The 24,627-nt window shown below is 35.7% G+C and carries 22 protein-coding genes; 10 read left to right on the top strand and 12 right to left on the bottom strand.

Annotated elements, in window-relative coordinates:
* Nucleotides 1-107: 107 nt before the first annotated feature.
* A complete protein-coding gene (locus GQ594_RS02930; RefSeq protein WP_160411381.1) occupies nucleotides 108-1,679 on the top strand; it encodes a DUF4139 domain-containing protein in 1,572 nt (523 codons plus the stop codon).
* Nucleotides 1,680-1,703: 24 nt separating this feature from the next.
* Nucleotides 1,704-3,557, top strand: a complete 1,854-nt coding sequence (recD, locus tag GQ594_RS02925; protein WP_160411380.1) for an exodeoxyribonuclease V subunit alpha — start codon at nucleotides 1,704-1,706, stop codon at nucleotides 3,555-3,557.
* A 49-nt stretch (nucleotides 3,558-3,606) separates the two neighbouring features.
* Here the strand turns inward: recD and GQ594_RS02920 are convergent, their stop codons facing one another.
* The 10 genes from GQ594_RS02920 to GQ594_RS02875 form a co-directional block, all read right to left on the bottom strand.
* The gene (locus tag GQ594_RS02920) at nucleotides 3,607-4,332 is read right to left on the bottom strand and encodes an amino acid ABC transporter ATP-binding protein (RefSeq protein ID WP_160411379.1); all 726 of its coding nucleotides are present in this window, start codon (nucleotides 4,330-4,332) and stop codon (nucleotides 3,607-3,609) included.
* On the bottom strand, nucleotides 4,329-5,030 hold the full coding sequence (locus GQ594_RS02915; RefSeq protein WP_160411378.1) for an ABC transporter permease subunit: 702 nt from the start codon (nucleotides 5,028-5,030) through the stop codon (nucleotides 4,329-4,331). Before GQ594_RS02915 ends, GQ594_RS02920 begins: the two co-directional genes overlap by 4 nt.
* 1 nt (nucleotide 5,031) lies before the next feature.
* Nucleotides 5,032-5,766: an amino acid ABC transporter permease gene (locus tag GQ594_RS02910; RefSeq protein ID WP_160411377.1), complete on the bottom strand. Its 735-nt coding sequence runs from the start codon at nucleotides 5,764-5,766 to the stop codon at nucleotides 5,032-5,034.
* A gap of 87 nt (nucleotides 5,767-5,853) precedes the next feature.
* Entirely contained in the window at nucleotides 5,854-6,762 is a 909-nt protein-coding gene (locus GQ594_RS02905; protein ID WP_160411376.1) for a glutamate/aspartate ABC transporter substrate-binding protein, read from the bottom strand.
* Between the two features lie 227 nt (nucleotides 6,763-6,989).
* Complete coding sequence (gene lnt, locus GQ594_RS02900) at nucleotides 6,990-8,531, bottom strand: apolipoprotein N-acyltransferase (RefSeq protein WP_160411375.1); 1,542 nt, start codon at nucleotides 8,529-8,531, stop codon at nucleotides 6,990-6,992.
* The gene (gene corC / locus GQ594_RS02895; protein WP_160400137.1) at nucleotides 8,524-9,396 is read right to left on the bottom strand and encodes a CNNM family magnesium/cobalt transport protein CorC; all 873 of its coding nucleotides are present in this window, start codon (nucleotides 9,394-9,396) and stop codon (nucleotides 8,524-8,526) included. Before corC ends, lnt begins: the two co-directional genes overlap by 8 nt.
* Nucleotides 9,397-9,516: 120 nt before the next feature.
* Complete coding sequence (gene ybeY, locus GQ594_RS02890; protein ID WP_160411374.1) at nucleotides 9,517-9,984, bottom strand: rRNA maturation RNase YbeY; 468 nt, start codon at nucleotides 9,982-9,984, stop codon at nucleotides 9,517-9,519.
* 26 nt (nucleotides 9,985-10,010) lie between these two features.
* A complete protein-coding gene (rlmH, locus tag GQ594_RS02885) occupies nucleotides 10,011-10,481 on the bottom strand; it encodes a 23S rRNA (pseudouridine(1915)-N(3))-methyltransferase RlmH (protein ID WP_160400135.1) in 471 nt (156 codons plus the stop codon).
* Nucleotides 10,482-10,485: 4 nt separating this feature from the next.
* The gene (gene rsfS / locus GQ594_RS02880) at nucleotides 10,486-10,803 is read right to left on the bottom strand and encodes a ribosome silencing factor (protein ID WP_091346127.1); all 318 of its coding nucleotides are present in this window, start codon (nucleotides 10,801-10,803) and stop codon (nucleotides 10,486-10,488) included.
* Nucleotides 10,804-11,897: 1,094 nt separating this feature from the next.
* Entirely contained in the window at nucleotides 11,898-12,275 is a 378-nt protein-coding gene (locus GQ594_RS02875; protein ID WP_160411373.1) for a hypothetical protein, read from the bottom strand.
* A 185-nt stretch (nucleotides 12,276-12,460) separates the two neighbouring features.
* Here GQ594_RS02875 and rnr point away from each other — a divergent pair, with 185 nt between their 5' ends.
* Nucleotides 12,461-14,908, top strand: a complete 2,448-nt coding sequence (gene rnr, locus GQ594_RS02870; protein WP_160411372.1) for a ribonuclease R — start codon at nucleotides 12,461-12,463, stop codon at nucleotides 14,906-14,908.
* 27 nt (nucleotides 14,909-14,935) lie between these two features.
* The gene (rlmB, locus tag GQ594_RS02865) at nucleotides 14,936-15,697 is read left to right on the top strand and encodes a 23S rRNA (guanosine(2251)-2'-O)-methyltransferase RlmB (RefSeq protein WP_160411371.1); all 762 of its coding nucleotides are present in this window, start codon (nucleotides 14,936-14,938) and stop codon (nucleotides 15,695-15,697) included.
* A gap of 101 nt (nucleotides 15,698-15,798) precedes the next feature.
* Here the strand turns inward: rlmB and GQ594_RS02860 are convergent, their stop codons facing one another.
* Nucleotides 15,799-16,212, bottom strand: a complete 414-nt coding sequence (locus GQ594_RS02860) for an ester cyclase (protein WP_160411370.1) — start codon at nucleotides 16,210-16,212, stop codon at nucleotides 15,799-15,801.
* 324 nt (nucleotides 16,213-16,536) lie between these two features.
* Here GQ594_RS02860 and GQ594_RS02855 point away from each other — a divergent pair, with 324 nt between their 5' ends.
* Genes GQ594_RS02855 through GQ594_RS02830 form a run of 6 tightly spaced genes read left to right on the top strand, consistent with a single transcriptional unit; the run spans nucleotide 16,537 to nucleotide 22,181 of the window.
* Nucleotides 16,537-18,627 carry a BglG family transcription antiterminator gene (locus GQ594_RS02855; RefSeq protein WP_160411369.1) on the top strand — a complete coding sequence of 697 codons (2,091 nt, stop codon included), beginning with the start codon at nucleotides 16,537-16,539 and terminating at the stop codon, nucleotides 18,625-18,627.
* A gap of 26 nt (nucleotides 18,628-18,653) precedes the next feature.
* Nucleotides 18,654-18,956, top strand: coding sequence for a PTS sugar transporter subunit IIB (locus tag GQ594_RS02850; protein WP_160411368.1), 303 nt, complete (start codon nucleotides 18,654-18,656; stop codon nucleotides 18,954-18,956).
* Between the two features lie 21 nt (nucleotides 18,957-18,977).
* A complete protein-coding gene (locus GQ594_RS02845) occupies nucleotides 18,978-20,267 on the top strand; it encodes a PTS sugar transporter subunit IIC (protein WP_160411367.1) in 1,290 nt (429 codons plus the stop codon).
* 14 nt (nucleotides 20,268-20,281) lie between these two features.
* The gene (locus GQ594_RS02840) at nucleotides 20,282-20,689 is read left to right on the top strand and encodes a DNA replication initiation control protein YabA (RefSeq protein ID WP_160411366.1); all 408 of its coding nucleotides are present in this window, start codon (nucleotides 20,282-20,284) and stop codon (nucleotides 20,687-20,689) included.
* A gap of 11 nt (nucleotides 20,690-20,700) precedes the next feature.
* The gene (locus tag GQ594_RS02835; protein WP_160411365.1) at nucleotides 20,701-21,558 is read left to right on the top strand and encodes a class II fructose-bisphosphate aldolase; all 858 of its coding nucleotides are present in this window, start codon (nucleotides 20,701-20,703) and stop codon (nucleotides 21,556-21,558) included.
* An 11-nt stretch (nucleotides 21,559-21,569) separates the two neighbouring features.
* Nucleotides 21,570-22,181: an AAA family ATPase gene (locus GQ594_RS02830; protein ID WP_160411364.1), complete on the top strand. Its 612-nt coding sequence runs from the start codon at nucleotides 21,570-21,572 to the stop codon at nucleotides 22,179-22,181.
* A 959-nt stretch (nucleotides 22,182-23,140) separates the two neighbouring features.
* Here GQ594_RS02830 and GQ594_RS02825 read toward each other — a convergent pair.
* Nucleotides 23,141-24,601 (bottom strand): catalase, encoded by a 1,461-nt coding sequence (locus GQ594_RS02825; protein WP_160411363.1) that lies wholly within the window; start codon nucleotides 24,599-24,601, stop codon nucleotides 23,141-23,143.
* Between the last annotated feature and the right edge of the window lie 26 nt (nucleotides 24,602-24,627).

Here is a 24,627-nt window from a genome sequence, read left to right as displayed (position 1 = left end):
AATACTTATTTATTATTAATAATATGAAATAACATTATTTTTTAACTGAGATATAAGTTATTTATATTCAAATTTTTAATTTGAATAATTTATTTAAAAGGAATGGTATGAAAATTCAAAAATTAGCTTTTTTAATTGCATTTGCTTCTAGCAGTGTTTTTGCAAATAGTAATGTAATACTTAATAAAGTAACGCTATTTTTACAAGGTGCAGAATTGCAAGGACAATCAACAGTATCGTTGACTAAAGGTGAAAATGAAATTTTATTGACTGGAATTGCCAATGACGTTAAAGCTAATTCAATCAATGTCGGATTTGATAATAATGCTAATGTGAAAGTATTATCAACAACATTCAATAATAACTATATTGATGACAGTAAAGAAAGCCAAGAAATTCAATCTTTACTTGACGAATTACAAAAGTTACAAGAAAAACACGATACAGTCGAAATTCAATTAAAAGCAGTATCAGAACAAGTTACTCTTTTGCAAGGAAATCGTTTAGATTTGTTAGTTAAAGGTGCCAATGATGATTTAAATGGAATGCAAAATGCACTAAATTTTATTAAAACTAATTTAGTTACAGTACTGAATGAACAAAACAAACTACAAAAACAAATCGATCAGATAGATCAGCAGATAGTACAATGTAAAAATAAGATTGATAAACAAAAAGCATCGGCAGAAAACACAAAAAATGCAATTATTGTAAAAGTTTATTCTGATAAAGATATTACACTGCCAGTTAACTTGTCCTATGTGACTAATAAGGCTGGTTGGACACCGATTTATGATGTGCGTGTTGCTGATATCAATTCACCATTACAGTTAACTTATAAAGCGGATATTTATCAAAATAGTGGTTTAGATTGGCAAAATGTTGATTTTAGTTTATCAACTTCAAACCCTAGTGATGGTATAACGGCACCTAATTTATACCCTTGGCGTATTGATGTCTATTCTGAAAAAGGGGGCTTCTTCTTTTCCTCATATGATGATATGAGTGCCAAAAAATCAAAGTCTGTAACTCCTAATGATAATACGCGAACCAATACATTAGGAATTAATACGCGTTTTGAGGTTAAATTACCTTATACAATAAAATCAAATACTCAAAGTAATATTCTTACACTACAAAATAAAGAAGTGGAAGCACAATACCATTATACAGCTACGCCTAAATTAGATAGCAGTGTATACTTACAGGCACAAATTACTGATTGGGATAGACTTAACCTTTTACCAGGAAAGTCGACGGTCTTTTTTAATGGTAATTATGTTGGTGAAAGTTTTATTACCACTAAAAATCTAAAAGAGACGTTAGATATCTCTTTAGGAAAAGATAAAAATATCTTTATTGCTCGTAATCGTAATGTTAATGAAACATCAAAACCTTCGTTATTTGGTAATGATATTTCACAAAGATATGCTTACACCATTGATGTAAAAAATGCCAAAACATTACCTATTGATATTATTGTTTATGATCAATTACCAATTATAGTCAATAAATCTGTTTCACTTGATGACGCTAAATATGACGGTGCAACCTATAATAAAGAAACGGGTGAATTACTATGGAAATTTAAGTTAAATCCAAACGAAAATAAAAATCTTAATTTAAGTTTTAAACTGACTTATCCAAAAGACAAAGTTAACGATATAATTGGCTTATAAGTAAGTGAATAACAGAAATAGAATATGTTAAACGAGTGGTTAAACCAATTTAAACAAGATAGCCAAATTAGTTTGCTAGATATTCATTTGGCAACGTTTTTGACGAATAAAGCGATGTTAAGTGATGATATTACTGCGAAACGTTTTAGTTTTTTGGTTTTATCGCTAAGTAAAGAGGTTAGAGCAGGACACGTTTGTCTTGATCTGACACGCCTAACCACTCCAACTATAGATGCATCACTTTGGTTAGCTTTAGCGTCACCAAACGAACAAGATTGGATCTTCACGCTTGAACAAGCACGCCATAGTCAGGTTGTGAGCGATGGCACAAACTTGTCGCCTCTTGTATTTATTGAAAATAAACTCTACTTTCAACGAATGTGGTTGGACGAAAAGAATGTCGCACAATATTTCAATCATACGACTTTTAATGAACAACCCACTGATTATTCTGATTTAAACACTATACTGAATCAGCTTTTTACTCAGCAGCAATCTCAAATTGATTGGCAAAAAGTAGCTGTTGCAGCGGCATTAACACGCAAAGTGGCAATTATTTCGGGCGGACCGGGAACAGGTAAAACAACCACTGTTGCTAAGATTTTAGCAGGAATTTTATTAACCACTCCTAATGCTCGAATTGTAACGGCAGCACCAACCGGCAAAGCGGCATCAAGGTTAACAGAATCACTGAGTCGAACAATAGAACAACTCAATTTTACATCATTAAACCTAAAGGCCGAGGCGATCACTTTACACCGTTTATTGGGGGCAAAAGCCGATAATAGCTCATTTACACACAACAAAAATAATCTATTACATATTGATGTGTTAGTTATTGATGAAGCCTCAATGGTTGATTTAAATATGATGGCAAGAGTAATAGAAGCGTTACCCGTTTCAGCACGTTTAATTCTGCTTGGTGATAAAGATCAGCTTTCATCCGTTGAAGCTGGAGCTGTATTTGGTGACCTTTGTACTTTTATTACTCAAGGTTATAGTCAACCTCGTGCAAAAGAGCTAAGCCAATTAACTGGTTATAATGTGCCTTCTTGCGAACAAACAGCAACAATTACTGACAGTATTTGCTTATTACAAAAGAGTTACCGTTTTAACGAATCATCAGGCATTGGTTTGTTAGCTAATGCTGTGAAAGAAGGTTGCTTAAGTACCGTTAAAAAACTATTAACAGATAATGAGTCGCTAGAGGATATCCGCTATCATCCGCTATCATCTCAGCAGGTTTATGAAGACGTTTTACATGATAGCATTCATCACTATAAACATTATTTAACTGTTATTAAACAAAATGGAACTAACGATATCGCATTAGTTTTAGCCAAATTTGCTGAATACCGATTACTTTGCGCAGTAAGAGAAGGCCATTTTGGCGTAGAAGGTTTAAATAAACAAATTGAATTACTATTAGCCAAAAATAAGTTGATTCAATTAAAAAACAAAGAAACATGGTATGTAGGGCGACCGATTATGATTTTACGCAATAGCACTTCATTAGGGCTTTATAATGGCGATATTGGCATTACATTAATGGCTGAGCACGACAGTTCAAAATTGCGAGTATATTTTCCTTTTGCTGACGGTTCAATTAAAGGATTTTCACCATTTCGATTACCTGAACACGAAACAGCGTATGCCATGACTATCCATAAATCGCAAGGTTCAGAGTTTGATCATGTCAATATTATTCTGCCAACTGATTATTCGCCATTGCTAAATCGTTCATTGCTTTATACCGCCATTACTCGTGCCAAAAAAACGGTTTCTATTTATGCGACTGAACCGATTTTATTACAAGCAGTCAAAAGTCAAACTCAAAGGCATAGTGGTTTGGTGAATTTATTACAGAATAATAATTAATACTAAAGCTTAGCAAATAAAAACAGGGCAGTTAAGCCCTGTTATTTTATTAGTGGATGATCTTAGCTAAAAAGTCTTTAGCACGATCGGATTGTGGATTAGTAAAGAATTGTTCTTTTGACGTATCTTCAATGATTTCACCCGCATCCATAAAGATCACTCGATGAGCAACTTTACGAGCAAAGCCCATCTCATGAGTAACCACCATCATTGTCATGCCTTCATAAGCGAGCTCAACCATCACATCTAATACTTCGTTAACCATTTCAGGGTCGAGTGCTGAAGTTGGTTCGTCAAACAACATAACAATCGGATCCATACACAGTGCGCGAGCGATTGCTACACGTTGTTGTTGACCACCAGAAAGCTGAGCAGGGTATTTATTTGCATGGGCAAGTAAACCAACACGCTCTAAAAGGTTAAGGGCCTTTTCACCCGCTTCTTTATCTGAACGGCCTAACACTTTAATTTGAGCGAGTGTTAGATTTTTCAAAATTGTTAAATGAGGAAATAACTCAAAGTGTTGAAACACCATACCCACTTTAGAACGTAATTTTGCTAAATTCGTTGACTTGTTAGTAATTTCTGTACCATTAATAACAATTTTACCTTGTTGAATAGGCTCTAAAGCATTTACGGTTTTTATCAGTGTTGATTTCCCTGAACCTGAAGGGCCACACACAACAACAACTTCGCCTTTACCTACTCGCGTGGTGCAGTTTTTTAATACCTGAAATTGTCCATACCATTTTGATATATTTTCTAAGGAGATCATCGATTTATCCCTTTTTTAAAATAATTAACTAAACATGAAGCAGTAAAACAAATTACAAAATAACTTGCTGCTGCAAAAATAACCATTGAATATTTATCTGTACCACCTTGGGTGCTCCCAATTTGAGTCACACTTGCGCCAAATAAATCTATTAACCCCATAACATAAACTAAAGATGTATCTTGGAATAAGATAATACCTTGGGTTAATAATAATGGCACCATTGATCTAAACGCTTGCGGTAAAATAATTAAACGCATTGCTTGGCTTTTAGTCATTCCTAGTGCATAAGCAGCGTGGTATTGTCCTTTTGCAACAGCATTGATACCCGCACGAATGATTTCAGAATAATACGCAGCTTCAAATAGCGCAAAAGCAATCATCGCTGATGCAATACGCACATCGGCATAGGGTGGCAAGTTAAATAGGTACTTAATGGCTTGAGGTAGTGCTAAATAGAACCATAGCAACACTAATAAAAGAGGTATTGAGCGAAACAAAGTAACATAACTTTTCGCAAAAATATTTAATATTTTAATGTTAGATAAGCGCATTAACGCCAGCACGGTTCCCCAAACAATACCAAAAACAACTGCAATAAACGTGATTTTAGTTGTTAGCCATAATCCACTTAATAATAATTCATAATTATTTAATACTAATGAAGGTATATTGGCAATCCAATTAATTAACTGCATATTATCCTCCATGACTCATGTTAGGTAAGCGAGTATATTTTTCAACAATTCGCATCACAGTAATTACCACATAGTTAATCAGCATAAAGGCAATAGTCACACCCAACAATATTTCAACAATGCTATTAGTTGACTCATTGATACGATCGATTTGACCAATCAAATCAATTAACCCAATTGTTGAAGCAACCGATGAGTTTTTAATAATATTAGTCATCTCTGAAGTTAATGGTGGAATAATACGTCGATAAGCATTTGGTAATAAAACATACATATAAGCTTGTCGATTCGTTAAACCAAGAGCAATAGCAGCATAGCGTTGACCTTTTGGTAACGTTTGAATACCGGTTCTTACTTGTTCAGCGATACGTGCTGAAGTAAACAAGCCTAGTGCTATTGCAGCAGTAATAAATGCGCTTACATTGGGCGATAAATCAGATATAAACCAAACTTTTACACGACCACTTAACATTACAGGTAGAATCATATACCACAAAAACATTTGCACAAGTAATGGAATGTTACGAAATAGCTGAATATAGCTTGCTGCAAAGTTGTTTAAAAATTTATTGTCTAATGTTCTACATATCCCAACAAGCGATCCTAGTACAAAAGCAATGATCCACGCAGTAAAAGCTAATGAAGCTGTGACGATAACACCGTCTAAAAGCCAGTTTAAATAAATTCCACTACCATAAGGAGTGGGTTGAAAAAATAGTGTCCAATTAAAACTCATAATATATTTAATTCACTGAATTAGATTATGTACTAAATGCTAAAAACAAAGCACTTAGTACATTGGATTAGAAAGATAAGAAAAGTATTAATCTAATGCTTTATCATTAGGGTTAGCAAATAGCTCAACCATTTTTGGTGAAATTTCAAGACCCATATTTGCACCTTTTGGTGGAACAGGTTGAGTAAACCATTTGTTATATGATTCTAATGCCTTCCCTGATTTTTGTGCATCAGCAATAGTTTTATCCATCAATTGTTTAAATTGAGTATCGCCTTTTCTTAACATACAGCCATAAGATTCATAAGAAAGTGGTTCACCAATAATTTTCCATTCCGCAGGATTAATTGCTCGGGAACGCTCACCAGCAAGTAGTGCATCATCCATTAAAAATGCCACGGCACGGCCTGTTTCAAGCGCATTGAATGCATCGCCATGATCTTTTGGCGTAATAATACGAATACCTAAGTTATCTTTATTATTGATTTGATTTAAACGGATTTCTGACGTTGTGCCAGCGGTTGTTACCACATTTTTTCCTTTTAAGTCTTCAATGCTATTGATATTGCTATCTGCTTTGACTAAGAATCGAGTACCGACAATAAAAATACTGTCTGAAAAATCAACTGTTTTTTGACGTTCAAGGTTATTTGTGGTTGAACCACATTCAAAATCATAAGTATAGTTGTTAAGTAATTGAATACGAGTCTTCGAGGTGACTGGTAAATATTTTACTTGAAGGTTTGGTAAATTTAGTTCTTTTTTAACTGCATCGACAATCAAATTAGAATAATCTTGTGAATAACCAATAACTTCTTGTTTTTCACCATAATAGGAAAATGGAATCGAAGATTCTCGATGACCAACAACAATAACACCTGTATCTTTAATTTTGGCTAATGTACCGCTTAGCTCTTCTGCAACAGCTGAACCAGTCATTAAGCCTAACATTGCAAATGATAGCACTAATTTGGTTAATTTTGTCTTTTTGTTCATACTCATCTCCTACTGTTTAGTTTGTATCATATTAAATAATTTTAATATTTTTACAAAGGCCGTATATTATAACTTATTTTTTTGCATAAAAGTACTTTTTACTGTTTTATTTATCTATCACGGAGCTAGATGTAATCAATAATTAGCGTGTTTTTGCCAATGATTAATCACACCAAAACTTCTTAAACCTAATTATATTTAAGCAAAAATTATGCCAGTATCATAAATTATGAACGTCTTTTTATAAAAAGTGAGATAAGCATAAATGCCATAATAACAAAGTAAGGAACATTCCCCCATCTTGCATAAGGCGTTAATCCTGTTGTTGGCGAAACAGAAGCTGATAAAACATCTGTTTTAAATTGAGGCAATTGTTTAACAATATTACCATGCTGATCAATAATTGCCGTAATACCTGTATTAGTACTACGAATTAACGGCCGACCAAACTCAAGCGCTCTAGCTTGTGCCATTTGTAAATGCTGTTTGGGACCAATACTATCACCAAACCACGCATCATTGGACACCGTCAATAAAAAATCACTATCAGGGGTAAATTTTTGTCGCATTAAATCCGACAAAATAATTTCATAACAAATAGCGGGTGTAAATTTAAAGCCTTTTATAACTAATTGTGGTTGTTTTGCTTGGCCAGACCTCATTGATGACATAGGAATATTAAGTAATTCAGCAATCGGCTCAAGTACTGACTCTAGTGGTGTAAATTCACCAAAAGGCACTAAATGGTGTTTTTGATAACGATTTATTGTTGGGTATTGATAGGGTTCCTTTTCGCCCAATACTAATAGCGTATTATAGATATCACCATTGGATTGATAACCATCCTCACCAAATCGATAATCAATAATACCAACAGCGATTTCAGCATTATGGGCTCTGGCTTCATTATCCAAATGTTGTAAAAAAGACTGCTGATTAATTTCGTAATCGGTAATGCTAGCTTCTGACCATATAATAATCTTATTGTCTTCAAGATTATCTAGAGTTAGTTTGGCATAGGTCTGTAAGGTATTATTCAGCTGTTCTCTTGTCCAACGAATTGACTGTGAAATATTTCCTTGAATTAAAGCAAAATTAGCCGAACGGCTGTTATTGACGGTTGTCCAATCGACATTTTTGAATGAAATTGGTGCAAAAAAGATCATGATTAGTGCAATAAACGCACCGAAAACGAACCTTTTAGGTGTTTTTGTGGTGGCGGTCTTTATACCATAAACTAACAAGCCACATAACACCGTTAAAATCAAATTAACACCATCAATCCCAACGACAGAAAAGTAAGCACGCAAAGGACTATCAAGCTGACTATAACCTAATTGCAACCAAGCAAAACCTGTCAAAATATAGCCACGTAAAAACTCGGTAACTTGCCAAACAATCGGTGCGACAAGCACAAGCTGTTTAAACGAAAATGGTGTAGCAAATCGATTTGTCACTCTTAACAAAAAAGCAAATAGCATTGGATAGAGCGACAAATACAAAACTAAAAGTCCCAAAATAATTATGGCAACAAAAGGCGGTAATTCCCCATACTGTTTAATACTAATATAAACCCAGTGAACGCCAGCCAAAAAGTAGCCAATTCCCCAACTTAATCCAAGCATCACGGCTTGTTTTTTAGATTTATCAGCTATAAGCCATAACAGCCCTGCAAACGACACAAAGGCCAAAGGCCAAAGATGAAAAGGGGCATAGCTAAAAACCGCTATACTACCTAAAAACAAGCTTAATAAAATTGGTTTAAGCATTTTCTGGTAACTCTAAATTAGGTACTTTTGCACCATCAGGGATTGTTACATGCAGTTGAATAATACGCCTTCTATCGGCAATGGTTACTTTAAATTGATAACCATCAATTGTAATACTCTCACCGCGTAAAGGTAAACGACCAAAATGTTGCATCACTAGCCCGCCAATGGTGTCCATTTCGTCATCGCTAAAATCAGTGGCAAAGATTTCATTAAAATCTTCAACGGGTGTAAGTGCTCGAACAGTATAAACCGAAGGGGACAAGCGACGGATATCACGATCTTCAACTTCATCATATTCATCTTCAATATCGCCAACGATCAGTTCTAAAATGTCTTCGATAGTCACAAGACCCGACACACCACCAAACTCATCAATAGCCATTGCCATATGATAACGCTGCATACGAAACTCTTTTAGCATATGATCAACACGTTTACTTTCAGGCACAACAACGGTTGGTCTAAGGATTTTTTTCAAATCAAAGTTATCGACACCTTGGCGAATAAAAATCAACAGATCCTTTGCCAATAAAATCCCTTCAATATGATCGCGATCTTCACTAATAACCGGATAACGGGAATGCCCATGTTCAGAAATAATATCTAAACATTGATCAAGCGAATAATTGTCTTTAATGGTAACAATTTGAGAGCGGGGGATCATAATATCGCGAATACGTTGCTCGGCAATATCCATAACGCCTTCGATCATATCAAGCGTATCGGGATCGATAAGCTCGTTTTCTTCGGCTTCGCGGATCACTTCGATCAGTTCTTCTTTATCTTTTGGTTCTGAATGAAATAACTGACTTAACCATAATGCAAACCCTTTTTTAGGTCTCCGGTGATTATCATCACTCATTTGTTCTTTTCCTTTCTTACTTTATTATTAATGTAATATCTATTTTATGCTTAGTTTACTTAATCTACTTACTAAAAGCGCTTACAAAATAACATAAAACCAAACAGTTTATCATGCATTTTACTCGTCAATGGGTTGATAAGGATCTTCAAACCCCAACTGTTGCATAATATCAATTTCGATATTTTCCATTTCTTCAGCCTCGTCGTCAAGGATATGATCATAGCCTAATAGATGCAAACAACCATGCACAATCATATGTGCCCAGTGCGAAGTTAATGATTTATGTTGCTGAGTAGCTTCAGCTTCAACCACTTGCTGACAAATCACCAAATCGCCAAGCAAAGGAACATCAATTTCAATGGGGGACTCAAATGGAAAAGATAATACATTGGTTGGCTTATCTTTATGACGATAAGTATTATTTAATTGCTGACTTTCTTGCTCATCAACAATACGAATAGTGAGTTCAGCATTATCCACAAATTGCGGCAAAATAACCCCTAACCATTGTAAAATTTGCGCTTCGGTTGGCAGATTTTGGTTATCTTCGGTAGCAATTTGCAAATCTAAAATTATTGCGCTCATTCTATTTTGATTACCTTAGGTTATTATTATTCACGATGATAAGGGTGATTAGTCGTTAAACTCCATGCACGATAAAGGCTCTCGGCCACAATCACGCGCACTAAAGGGTGAGGAAGCGTAAGCGGGGACAGCGACCAACTCTGCTCAGCTGCTGCTTTACAAGCAGGCGATAACCCCTCAGGGCCACCAATCAACAAACTCACATCTCGCCCGTCGGCTTTCCAACGTTCTAATTGTTCAGCTAAATTATGGGTTGTATAAGGTTTACCGGGAATATCGAGTGTCACAATACGATTACTTTTACCGCAGGCACTTAACATCAATTCACCTTCTTTATCTAAAATGCGTACAATATCGGCATTTTTAGTACGCTTACCGGCAGGGATCTCAACAAGCTCTAACGGCATATCTTTAGGAAAGCGAGCACAATAATCATCAAAAGCTGTTGTAACCCAACTTGGCATTTTAGTGCCAACAGCAATAAGCTGAATTTTCACGCCATTAACTCCAAAGTTTTTCCAGTTCGTAAAGCTGACGGCTCTCTTCTTGCATAATATGCACAATCACCGAATCCATATCAACCACAACCCAATCAGCATCAGTTTTCCCTTCACTACCTAATACTAAATGCCCTTGTTTTTTAGCTTCATCAAGTAAATGATTGGCAATAGACGAAACATGACGGTTTGAAGTGCCCGTACAAATAATCATATAATCAGTAATGCTCGACTTACCACGAACATCAAGGGTAACAATATCTTTGCCTTTTAGATCATCAATCTTATCAATAATAAAATCTTGTAACGACTGCTGCAAAATAAACTCTCTATGGTTAAAAAATAAAGCGCTAGTATACCACGAAATTATAAAATAACGGCTATGCAAAAATAGAAACAACATTTAACGGCATAAATGACTGAATCAATACTAACCTTCGGCCTTTAGAATAAAAACAGACTAACAATAGCTAATCAATTACTTCTTATCAAAAAATTGGTCAGGAAAGGTATTGATTTTATTAAAGTTTTTTCTGTCCGTTTTTTTGAATATAAACCTCTACAAACCCTTTTTTTTACAATAATTTAAAATTCAATAAAATCAAAACATTATAAAACAGCTTAAAAAAAGGGTTTTCAAAGTCAAAATTGTTGTTTATCTTTATATAACAAGATTTATCAAATCTTGAGTTCTCCCTTAACGCCGTATAGGCGGTTTAGAAAACAATGTAAACATGCAAGCGCAACTTTTTCTGCCTTAACGCCGTATAGGCGGTTTAGAAAATTTACTAAATCAACCAACTTTTTATAATAAACCTTAACGCCGTATAGGCGGTAATTAAAAAAACAAAATTAATCATATAATTATAAAAACAATCGGCTATGCTATCTGCCTTATTCCGGCGTCAGAATGCGCCGACAACAGAGTGAGGTTAGCACGCCAAACAGGACGTTTGGCGAGTTTGTGGCGCGCTTGACAAATTTGTCTGGAACAAATTTGAACACCTGAGCACAGCGAAGGTGGCCTCGCAGAGGCGAGTATCAGGATGATACGAGTAATCGCACAAACGGTGCGTTAAGACCGAGCGACGTCGGACAAATTTGTCTGGAACAAATTTGAACATCTGAGCACAGCGAAGGTGGCCTCGTAGAGGCGAGTATCAGGATGATACGAGTAGTGCCGAAGGCCACATTCTGACGCCAAAGCGTGGGTTGTCAGGGAATTCGCTTTAATTCCCTGACTCGGACGTGTTCACAACAGCTATTTTATTCACAAAAAGTCAAAACGTCCGAAACCACAGCACTTAATTTATTCTATGCACCAACAAAAAAATCATCATTTTGATAAAAAAATCGGTCAGGAAAGGTATTGATTTTATTGAAGTTTTTTTGCGCGGTTTTTTTCCAAAAAACAAACTACATTGACATCGATGTTAAAATAGCTGGTAGCATATTTATAATTATAAAAAGTCCAAAAGCCATTAAATTATAAAAACCATACCCCCTAACAAAATAAGCAACAGGCGGTGATAAAATTGCAATATAGGATGTTGCTACGGTGATCATTATTGATGAAGTAAGAAAATTACATACGTCTTCATGATATAGATTTAATGAGAAAAATATCATTAATACAGAAATAATTAACAAAAGAGAAATTAAAATAATATTTTTATGTATTAATTCAAAGCAACTGTTTGCTGAGTAATCGAACAAACTTGCTCCTAACAACCCCGGTAGTATAATTAAACTCCAATGCACTATTTTTAATACTGATGGTAGGGTTTTTTCCATTTTTTTATTTCCTTATTTTTAACTGTTATTATTTTAATTATTTTTACTATAACTCAGATACTGAACTATTCTTTTAAAACTAAGCTAATAATCAATTGATTCTTGTTTATTAAATAGAATGTTGATGTTAACTTATACCACTCTATGTTATGCTAGCACTAATATTAGTCACAGGATATTCCTTTATGATAAAAGACCCATTTTTTGACCGCGAAGCCGAGAAGTATGATTCCCCAATTGCCAGTCGAGAGCTTATTTTAGATTACCTTAAACAAGAAGCAAAGCCTGCCAGTTTAGAAAAAATTGCTCAAGCTGTCGACATTAAAAATGATGAGCAAAAAGTGGCATTGCACCGTCGTTTGCGTGCGATGGAGCGTGACGGTCAAGTGGTGTTTACGCGTCGTAAGTGTTATGCCCTGCCAGAAAAGTTCGACATGGTTAAAGGTAAGGTTATTGCCCACCGTGATGGTTTTGGTTTTTTGCGGGTAGAGGGTAATCCTGAGGACTATTTTTTAGCACCAGAACAGATGAAGAAAGTCTTACAGGGAGATGTGATTTTAGCCCAACCTATCGGTACGCAATACCGTGGTAAAACCGAAGCTAGGGTAGTGCGAATTTTAGAGCCTCGTAGTAATCAAATTGTTGGTCGTTATTTTATCGAGCAAGGCGTTGGTTTTGTGGTGCCTGATGATAGCCGTTTGAACTTTGATATTTTAATAACGGGTAAACCCGATCGCACCGTACGCATGGGGGCTGTTGTGGTGGTTGAGTTACAACAACGACCAGAGCGTCGCCAAAAAGCGGTGGGTGTGATTAAGGAAGTGCTTGGCGAAATGATGGGCACAAATTTAGCCATTGATATTGCTTTGCGTAATCACGAAATCCCTTATGAACTACCTAACGAGGTTGAAGCCGAGGCCAGCAAATTTACTGATCAAGTTCCCGAAAGCGCCAAAAACGGTCGTAAAGATTTACGAAATTTGCCATTAGTGACTATTGATGGCGAAGATGCTCGTGATTTTGATGATGCGGTTTATTGTCAAAAAAACCGTGGCGGTGGCTATCGGTTGTGGGTGGCGATTGCGGATGTGAGTTATTATGTTAGGCCCGGCAAAGCGTTAGATAAAGAGGCTTGTTTGCGTGGTACGTCGGTTTACTTTCCATCGCGTGTGGTGCCTATGCTTCCTGAAGTTTTATCTAATGGACTGTGTTCGTTAAATCCGCAAGTGGATCGCTTGTGTTTGGTTTGTGAAATGACGGTGTCTAATCGTGGGCGGTTGACGGGGTATGAGTTTTACGAAGCGGTGATGAATTCGCATGCTCGGTTAACGTATACCAAAGTGGCGAAGATTTTGGAGGGAGATGAAGAACTTCGCGAACATTACCGTGACTTGGTTCCTCATCTTGAGAACCTTTACGGGCTTTATAATGTGCTTGATAAAGCACGGGTTGCTCGTGGGGCGATAGGGTTTGAGTCAGAAGAGCCTAAATTTATCTTTAATGCTGATAAGCGTATTGAAAGTGTCGAACTAGCACAACGTAATGTGGCGCATAAAATCATTGAGGAGTGCATGATTTTAGCCAATGTGGCTGCGGCAAAATTAGTGATTAAAGCGGATATTCCTTCATTATTCCGTGTGCATGACAGGCCTGATGAAGATCGCATTAATAATTTGCGTAGTATTTTAAGTGAACTTGGGTTGTCGCTTGGTGGAGGCGCTAATCCTAAACCTAAAGATATCGCCGAATTAATGACGGTGGTTGAAACGCGTCCTGATCATGATATGCTGCAAACGGTTATTTTGCGTTCCATGAAGCAGGCTATTTATGATCCTGAAAACCGCGGACATTTTGGTTTAGCACTTGAGGAATATGGACATTTTACTTCGCCAATTCGTCGTTATCCTGATTTGCTTTTGCATCGTGCGATTAAATGGATTTTAGCGGATGAACAACAAAAGACCAGTAAAACAGGTGGCTACCGTTATACTACCAGCGAAATGCTCTATTTTGGTGAGCACTGTTCCATGACCGAACGACGTGCGGACGAAGCGGTGCGTGATGTAGTTGATTGGCTTAAATGTGATTATATGCAAGATCATGTCGGCGAGGTTTTTAACGGTACGATTTCGAGCGTGGTGAATTTTGGTTTCTTTGTGCGGTTAGATGATCTATTTATTGATGGCTTAGTGCATGTGTCATCGCTAGAAAATGATTATTATACGTTTGATGGTTCACGCAATCGTTTAATTGGTGAAAATACTCGCTTTACTTATCGTTTGGGCGATAAAGTGCAAGTTAAAGTCGATAACGTCAATCCAGAAGAGCGTAAAATTGATTTTTCGTTAGTGGGTAGTAATAATAAGCCAAAACGTCAAGGTAAAACGGTAAAAGATAAGTCTAAACAAGCCCAAAACGCTCAACAAGCTGACTTACCCGTTAAGCGAAAAGACAAAAAATCAACCAGTAAAAAAAGTAGTACGAAACCAAATACTAAGCCAAGTACTAAATCAAGTACCCCAAAAAAGGCAAAATCGAGCGCTAAATCAAGCATGAAATCAACGGCTAAAGTTGAAGTGAAAGCTAAAAGTAAAAAACGTAGTAAATCAAAATCAACCAATAAAACCAAATAGTTAATAAGATAAAAGAGTAACAAATAAATGAGTGAAACAGTTTATGGCCTGCATGCCATTGAAGCATTATTAACACGTTCGCCAGAAAGAATCATTGAAGTATTTATTATTAAAGGGCGTGAAGATAAACGCCTTCTTGCTGTTGTGCGCCAATTAGAGCAGCTTGGCTTGCCTGTAAAAATAGCTAATCGTCAATGGTTAGATGAAAAGTCAAAAAACGGCGTACACCAAGGTATTTTAGCCATGGTAAAACCAAACCGAGGTTATCAAGAAAACGATATTCCGCTATTAATGGAACAGCAACCAAGCCCCGTTATTTTAATTTTAGATGGCGTGACCGATCCGCACAATTTAGGTGCTTGTATTCGTACTGCTGATGCCGCTGGGGTTGATTTTATTATTGTGCCAAAAGATCGCTCCGCACCGCTGAATTCGACCGCACAAAAAGTTGCCTGTGGTGCAGCTGAAAGCGTACCTGTAGTTAGAGTGACCAATTTGGCGCGTACTATGCGTATGTTGCAAGACGAGTATCAAGTTTGGATTGTGGGCACCGCTGGTGAAGCTGAGCGTACGCTTTATCAAACCGATTTTTATAAAACATCAACTGCAACGTCACTTGCTTTGGTAATGGGAGCTGAAGGTGAAGGTATGCGCCGTTTAACTAAAGAACACTGCGATGAGTTGGTTAGCATCCCAATGGCGGGCATTGTGTCATCGCTTAATGTGTCGGTGGCAACAGGTGTGTGTTTGTTTGAGATTGTTCGGCAAAAAGTAGCTATCAGGATGTAATTTCAATCATTCAGGGTATTCAAGTACGAAAATTTGATATTAACTGGTGACAAAATGAATTGTCACCAGCAGAATGGTTTTATTTAAATAGTGGTGAACTACTAATTTATTGCACCTATTTGTTTTAGTAATCCAAATATATCAGGTTGTCCATATTCTTTGATAATTTTGCCATGTGAAAAATAATAAAAATTCATGGCAGTTACTTCAATTTTCTTTCCTGATGGTTCAATTCCAAAAAAATGACCTTTATGCGTGCCGTTTAGTGTAAAGCGAGTTGCAACAATATTTTGTTCTGCAACAACTTCATCTAGTTTCCATTGAATATCAGGGAAAGCGCTTCGCATCATATTTAGTACACACATATAGCCTGAAGGTCCTTTCAATGGTTCTGGGCTTGTTGGTGCATAAAATATGGCATCTTCTGATATTATTTCTTTAGATAACTCAACATTCCCTGTATTAATAAATTCTAAAAATTTTTGTATAGCCATTTTATTTTCTTTGATTGACATAATTTCTTTTCCTTATGCTATAAATCTTATTAGGTCTGTTGATCACTTTTAGATGGGAAAGATACACAATAAAAAAGGGTTTGCAAAGTGGTTTTTATAGAGTTCGCTAATTTGTAAAGTAGGTAGGTTAAATTTAGTTGATTTTTTAAAATTAATTATAATCAATAGGTTATATTTTATTTTGGACGTAATGTTATCTACTTTCAATCTCCCTTTCCTTTTTTGTTAGTAATTTTTGCAAGTTTTATTGGCAAAAATACCAACTAGGTAAGCAAATTTATCTCACTTATACTTAATTTATGAAGTAAATAGGTGAATAAGTTTATGCGAACAAGAACCATTGAGTTATTTAAAAAATTTATTTCAATCGACTATCCAATCACCTCTGAAATGCTATCGGATGAATTTCAAATTAGTGTACGAACCATTCGCAATGAAATCCAAGAAATTAATGCGTTTTTATCGCAAAGACAGTTTCCTTTAATTTCAACAATACGTAGTAAAGGTTTTATAATAAATGCGTCACAAGATGAAAAACAGTTAATTTATAATGCATTATTGGGGATACCAATCTCATCGATTTTAAGTAAAGATGAACGCCAGTTTGATTTGTTATTGTCTATCGCTTTTTCTGCTTCTCCTACCATTTTAAGCCATAAAGAAGATGTATATTTTGTATCAAAAAGTGTTTTAGATGAAGATGTTAGAAAACTTAAAGCACGACTTAAAAAATATGATATTGAATTAATTAGCCAGCCAAAACAAGGTATGCAGTTCGTGGGGTTGGAGCGTTCTATTCGTTTAATGATGTATGAAGCCATTAATCAGTTTTTGGGAAATCTTGAATTAGATAAACCACTAAATGAGATGAGTTTGATACAGCAGTTACTGTTCAATTATATTCCTCAAGAATTAATAGATAGTCTATTACGACTTGCTCATCAAACACTTAGTCAGATTCATGATGAAATTTATGTTCAGCAATTGGTTGTTTTTACTGCTATTTGGGTAATTCGAAATCAACAGCAACATCACCTTACCATGATAAGAACTGATTTTAATAATAATGATTTGGGAGAAATAGCGAGGTTTATTCATTTAACTTGTCAACAGATTGCTTTGCAGGTCAGCAGGCAAGAGCAACAATATATTATTTATATGTTAGAAGCGTTTAATACCAAGGATATTAATAACTATGTAGAATGGGTAAATGCGCAGTTATTAGCCATTAAGCTAGTTAATTATGTAGAAGAAAAAACGCAAATTCCTTTTTCAACCAAACAAGAGCAATTGTACGAAAATTTATGTAAACATTTAGCAGGGCTTATTGCCCGAGTGAGTAATAATATTCATATTGTTAATCCTTTACTTGATAATATCAAACAAAACTATGGTGAAATTTATTCAGTTATTGCGATGTTTATGCAACAACTTGAAAATACCTTAAGTCATAAAGTATCTGATGATGAAATTGCTTTTTTAACTATTCATTTTTCTACCTTTGCGAGCGCAATTAATCAAGAGCGAAGTTACTATTTTAAAGCGGTGGTCTTTTGTGACCATGGTATAGCAACCTCTAACTTATTAGCAGAAACACTTAAAGAGTTTTTTAATATTGATGTGCTAGCCATTTTGGGACGTAATGATCAGAATTTATTAGCTCAACTCGATTTTGACTTAATTTTTTCCACCTTTCCATTGCAGCACTTAGCTCACCCTGTATTGGTGTTAGAACCCATTTTAAAAGAGAAAAATCATCCTATTATCACTGATTTTTTAGCTAAGCACAGTGCTAATCAACGCGTTGTAAATCATTTGGTTGATGCGACCGATCTTTTCTATTCACTGGTTGATTTGATTCAACAAAGTGGCGGTATTGTGTCTGCTCCTATCTATAACCAACTTGAAAAGTGTTTAGCAATCAATAATCTTAAAATTAATAAAAGGAAAATCCAGCCTATGTTGAAAGATATTCTTACCGATAATGACATTATCTTGCAGCAAGATTGTTCTGATTGGCAACAAGCGATCAAAATTGCTGCTGAACCATTATTAAAAAAACAATTTATTTTACCATCCTATATTGAAGCCATGATTACCTCGGTCGAACAATATGGCCCTTACATAGTCATAGGCAAATATTTAGCTTTGGCACACGCTCGCCCTGAAGATGGCGTAAATCAATTAGGAGTGAGTGTGCTCACCATGCGACACCCCGTTGATTTTGGTAATTATGAAATGGGACCTGTGAAAATCATATTTTGTTTAGCCGCTATCGATTCGTTTTCTCATCTCAATATTATGCGTAGTTTGATTGAATTAATTAATGATGAACAAAAACTTGAATGCTTAACGATGTGTGATTCTGTACAGCAATTTAAAACCATTTTATTTAATGAACCGAATTTAGATTAAACCATTAAATTGTAGGAGGATTGAAAATGAGTAATTTAAAAATTTTATTTGTTTGTGGTGCGGGGCTAGGCAGTAGTTTTGCTGCACAAATGGCAACCGAAGATGTACTAAAAACTAAAGGTATTGAGGCTAAATTAGATCATACTGATATTTCATCTGCCGCGGCAATGAACGCCGATATTATCATCACGGCTGAAAATTTTCGCCCTCAATTTGCTAAATTCAATATTAGTGAACAGACCTCAATTGTCTACCTTAAAAATATTGTTTCAAAAGCCGAAATTGATGAAAAGTTAACCCCAGTGTTGCAACAAAAGGGACTACTTTAAATTGCAAAATAGGAGAATATTATGAGCGTAATTAACTTTATTATTGATAATATTTTAACTCAAGCCTCAATAACCATTAGCTTAATTGCTATGTTTGGGTTGATTTTACAACGTAAATCAGTCGGACAAATTATTTCAGGATCGCTTAAAACATTATTGGGCTTTCAAGTGCTTAATGCAGGGTCAAGTATTATTGTGGGCAGTTTGACCTATTTTGGTCATATTTTTACTGCTGGTTTTAATATGCAAGGGATTATTCCTTCTATTGAAGCGATTAACGGGCAAGCAATGAATCAGTTAGGCTTAGGCCGTGATATTGCTCTTACTTTTTTGATGATCTTTATTTTTAATATTCTTATTGCTCGTTTTACACGCTGGAAATATATCTTTTTAACTGGTCAGGCAATTCTTTGGATGGCAACCATGACCACGGTATTTGGTAGTTTTGCTGGACTTTCTGGAGTCGTGTTAATTGTAGTCGGCGGTTTGGTTGGTGCACTTTTTGCGGTATTTATGCCCGCTATTGCACAGCCGATTATCCGTAGAGTGACGGGATCTAATGATATAGCTCTTGGCCATTTTTGTACAATCGGTTACTTATTTGAGGCAGGTGTTGCCTATGTGGTCGGCGAACGAGGTGAAAACAAACGTTCGATTGAAGAGATGAAATTACCTAAATCATTTGAATTTTTGCAAGATACTTATTTATCAGTCATGGTAGTTATGATACCGCTTTATATCATTACTGTTCTTTTTGCCGGCGAGGAGTATGCCTCGACATTGTCTGGTAGCCAAAATTATGTGATTTATGCCTTTACACAAGCGATTATTTTTGTTGTAGGGATCTATGTGTTATTAGCTGGTGTTAGGTTATTGCTCGGCGAAATTGTGCCTGCATTTAGAGGTATTGCAATGAAAGTTGTACCTAATGCCATACCAGCGCTTGATTGCCCTGTATTTTTCCCTTATAGCCCTAATGCGGTAATTTTAGGTTTTATTACCACGTCAATTGGTACGGTGATTGCGATGTTGACCTTGCCAGTTTTTGGATTAGCCATGATTTTACCAGGCATGTTAACTAATTTTTTTGCAGGCGGTACCGCTGGCATATTTGGTAATGCGGTAGGCGGGCGTCGTGGGGCTCTCATTGGTGGGATCGCACACGGATTCTTTATTACTTTGTTACCAGCATTACTCGTGACTATCTTTAATCAAATGGGCTTTATTAATGCAACAGCCACCGATGTTGATACGGTTACGGCGGCATTGCTCTATGCGTGGATTTTAAGTCCGTTATTAAAGAATTTTTAGTTTAGGAGATTGATATGTTTAGTTTTTTTAAAAAAATTCACCCTAAAATAGAATCAAAAAATAAACCAGAAATAAAAGTCAGTCTGACATCATCACAAATAGACCAAATTGAGCAATCAATTAGTCAATTGTTGCAACAGATTGATTATACAAAGGATGCGGTAACTTTAGCCACATTATATGAAAAAACAGGATTACTTTATTGCCAATTAGATCATGTTGACGTTGCGATTGAATATTTAGAAAAGAGTTTACAACATAAAAAATCAATTGGGGAGGGGTATAAAGCATTAATGAATTTGTACAACCATAAACGTGCCGATGCAGCACAACATGGTTCAATAGACGATATTGATTTTTGGATGAATAAGATGGATTCAATGCGCAACATTGCCAAACAAGTTACAGTTCAACGAGATTAAAGGAAATTATTATGTATACCACACTAAAAGATGTCACATTATTAGCTCAAAAACTCAATTTTACCGTGGGTGCGTTCAACACGCATAATTTAGAGATGTTGCCCGATATGCTACGTGCAGCGAAAGAAGTTGGTGCGCCAATTATTATACAAACTAGCGTTGATACTGCACGTTATATTGGTTTTAAAGTACTGGTTAATGCGGTAAAAGCTATTGCCGATGAAGAGATTGTTGATGCTGTATTGCACTTAGATCATGCAAAAAGTTTTGATGATATTAAAGAAGCGATCGATAGTGGTTTTACCTCGGTGATGTTTGATGGTTCTTCTTTACCATTTAAAGAAAATATTTTAAAAACCCGTGCGGTAGTTGAGTATGCACATGCGCGTGGCGTATCGGTTGAAGGTGAGTTGGGTACAATTGGTGGAACTGAAGAGGGTATTCATGTTGATCCTAACGATCGAATCTATACCAAACCAAATGATGCTTTAGAGTTTGTTAAAGCAACGGGTATTGATGCATTAGCTGTTGCCATTGGTACTAATCATGGGCAGTTTAAATCAAAAACAGAGGTAAATATTCCTTTATTGAAAGAGATTCACGCTATGGTAGATATTCCACTGGTGATTCATGGCGGTACAGGCGTTAAAGAAGAAGATTATCCTGAGCTGATTAATAACGGTATTCGTAAATTTAATGTAGGTACTGAACTATTAGTCAATTGGACGAAAGTTGCTAAAGAAAGATTTGCTGATACCGAAGTGAATAAATCGTTAAGACATAATATTATTCCAGCCAATCAGGCTGTTAAAGAAATTGTCAAACATAAGATGAGTTTGTTTCTTAATGTTAGTAGCCGAATTAATTAAGGTACGTAAGTATGCAGAAATATTTAATTTTACTGGCAGGTTGTCCATGTACAGGAAAAACCTATTTAGTTAATCAATTGCAACAGCAATTTAAAGATAGCTTTGTTATAACCCCCGATGAAGCTAAAATTTTATATGCTGAGTCTATTGGCTTTAATTGTAAAACCGAAAAAGAAGCGTTAGAACACAAAGTTTGGCCGTTTTATTATGGTGTTTTACAACTGTATATGGATGCAGGTAAAAGAGTGATTATTTCTGAATACCCATTTAGTGATAAACAAAAAAAGCAACTGAGTGAATTTGCTGAACAATATCATTATCAAGTGATAACCATTCGCTTAGTTGCTGATTTTGATGTGATATGGCAACGTCGTTACTTGCGTGATCGTTCACCTGAGCGCCATTTATGCCATATTATGCAACATTATCATTATGGCGATACGTTAGAAAATCGAAATCTTGCTGATGATTTAATTACTAAGGAACAATTTTATCAAGTTTGCCAAACACGACAGTATGATCAATTTGTTTTAGGTAAATTGATCGAAGTTGATGTAACCGATTTTACTAAAGTTGATTATTCAGGATTACTGAATGAGTTGAAGCAAATAATTAAATTATAAATAGCACTATTATAAAAATGATAATGCTGGCTAAGTTTAGTCAGCATTATGCAGGTGGTTAATCGTTCGCTCACGCCACAATGTATTGGCTAAATAAGTAATTCATTTTCGTGAATACTGCCTAATATTTTATTTGCAGGAAACATTTATTATTGCTTGAAAACATATTTCTTATATATTTTTTCAATCCCAAAAATCGTGTAATGACAGCACAATAAAATAGCTGGGTATATGATAAAATTAAGCGTGATCCATGATGAGATCAGAAAATCAATACCAATCGAATTGATTAAATAACGATGATATAGATAAGGATATCGAATTAACTGAGGGATAATCATAAAAATAAGGCTAATTAAAATGCCAATAAGTAAACCGCAAATGACTAGTTTTGATGGTTTTTTTATTTTGTTTAAAATGAAGATTGAAATAAGAATAAAACAGAAATAACACAATCCGTAATATATTAAATAATAATATTCAGGTGTATGGTATTGTTTTTTGATAAAGCGATAACACCATTGATAACTTAGCAATCCTCCGGCACAATTAAACAATAATATAACAGCTAGTTTAATGGCTTTCATTGGTTAGTCCTTTTTATCTTCAATCTTTTTAACTGACTTATCTAAAACTGTATATGTACAATATAAACGATCAAAAGGAATTGTTCATTATTATTTTTAGTTGTAATAGATTCTTTAATAAGAATAAATTTAATATTTTTGTTTATTGTATGCAGTTATATTGCTTAATATAACCATTTTGATAACGGTTGACTAATTTAATGATAAGCTATGGCAATACTGTGTAGCCTAGTGGGTGAAAGCTTTCCTGTGAATTTTTGTCATTATTGATGTGTATTTTTAGTCGGTAAGTACAATAGATAGTTATAATAAGTCGTTACAGCTAACAATCTAAAATGCCGACTAGGTTAGCCGGCATTGCTATTTTGTGTACTAACTTTTTATTAGGTCAATATCAATGCCTAATCCTTTGGCAATTCCTGAACCATAATCGGGATGCACTTTGTAGAAGTGTTTGAGCTGTCTGATTTGAATGTCTCGATTTACGTTTTTCATCGAGCCAACGATATTATCAATAAGCAGTTGTTTTTGATCTGGTTGCATTAAATTAAATAATGCGCGTGGTTGTGAGTAATAATCGTCATCAACACGATGATCATGCTTGTCCATTGTGCCAGCCGGTACATGCATTGGTGGTTCGGCATATTGTGGTTGTTGTTTTGGTGCGCTGTCGATGCTATTAGGCTCATAGTTAGGTGCATTATCAGGAGTATAAAAACGCATTGCGCCATCACGTTGATAATTATGCACAGGGCATTTTGGCGCATTGATTGGTAGTTGTTGATAATTAGTTCCAATACGATAGCGGTGCGCATCAGCATAAGCAAAAACACGTCCTTGAAGCATTTTATCTGGTGATAAGCCCGTACCTAGAACCACATTACTTGGTTCAAAAGCTGCTTGTTCAACTTCGGCAAAATAGTTTTCAGGGTTTCGGTTTAATTCCATTACGCCCACTTCAATTAATGGATATTGTTTTTGTGACCAAACTTTAGTGACATCAAACGGGTTTTCAGGGTGGTTATTGGCTTGTTCTTCGGTCATGACTTGCATATAAAGTCGCCATTTTGGATAGTCACCACGTTCAATGGCTTTAAATAGATCTTCTTGTGCTGAATCTGGATTAGTGCCATCCATTTCTGCGGCTTTTTTAGGATGAATATTTTGGATACCTTGTTCGGTTCTAAAATGCCATTTTACCCAAGTACGAATGCCATCTTTATTGATTAAGCTATAAGTATGGCTACCATAACCATGCATATGCCGGTAACCATCAGGAATACCACGGTCAGAAAATAGAATAGTGACTTGGTGAAGCGATTCTGGCGATAAAGACCAAAAATCCCACATCATTTGTGGATCTTTTAAATTAGTTTTAGGATCACGCTTTTGAGTGTGAATAAAATCAGGAAATTTGATTGCATCACGAATAAAAAAAACAGGGGTATTATTGCCGACGATATCCCAGTTGCCTTGATCTGTGTAAAATTTTACTGAAAATCCACGGGGATCTCGCGCTGTGTCAGATGAACCACGCTCTCCGCCAACAGTTGAAAATCTTGCAAAAACAGGTGTTTTTTTGCCAACATTAGCAAATAAGCTGGCATAAGAATAGTTGGTGATATCATTGGTGACTGTAAAGGTGCCATGAGCACCAGATCCTTTGGCGTGAACTCGTCTTTCTGGGATATTTTCACGGTTAAAATGGGCGAGTTTTTCGATAAGTTGAAAATCATCTAACAACACTGGACCACGAGGCCCCGCAGTTCGGGAGTTTTGGTTATCGGCTATTGGTGCACCGTTATTAGTGGTTAGTACTTTTTTGTCTGACATTGCAACACTCCTTTATTTTATATTAA

Source organism: Gilliamella sp. Pra-s52 (assembly GCF_009795805.1).
GTDB lineage: Bacteria > Pseudomonadota > Gammaproteobacteria > Enterobacterales > Orbaceae > Gilliamella.
The sequence above is the reverse complement of the archived record's forward strand: the minus strand, read 5'-3'. Positions and strand labels throughout refer to the sequence as shown.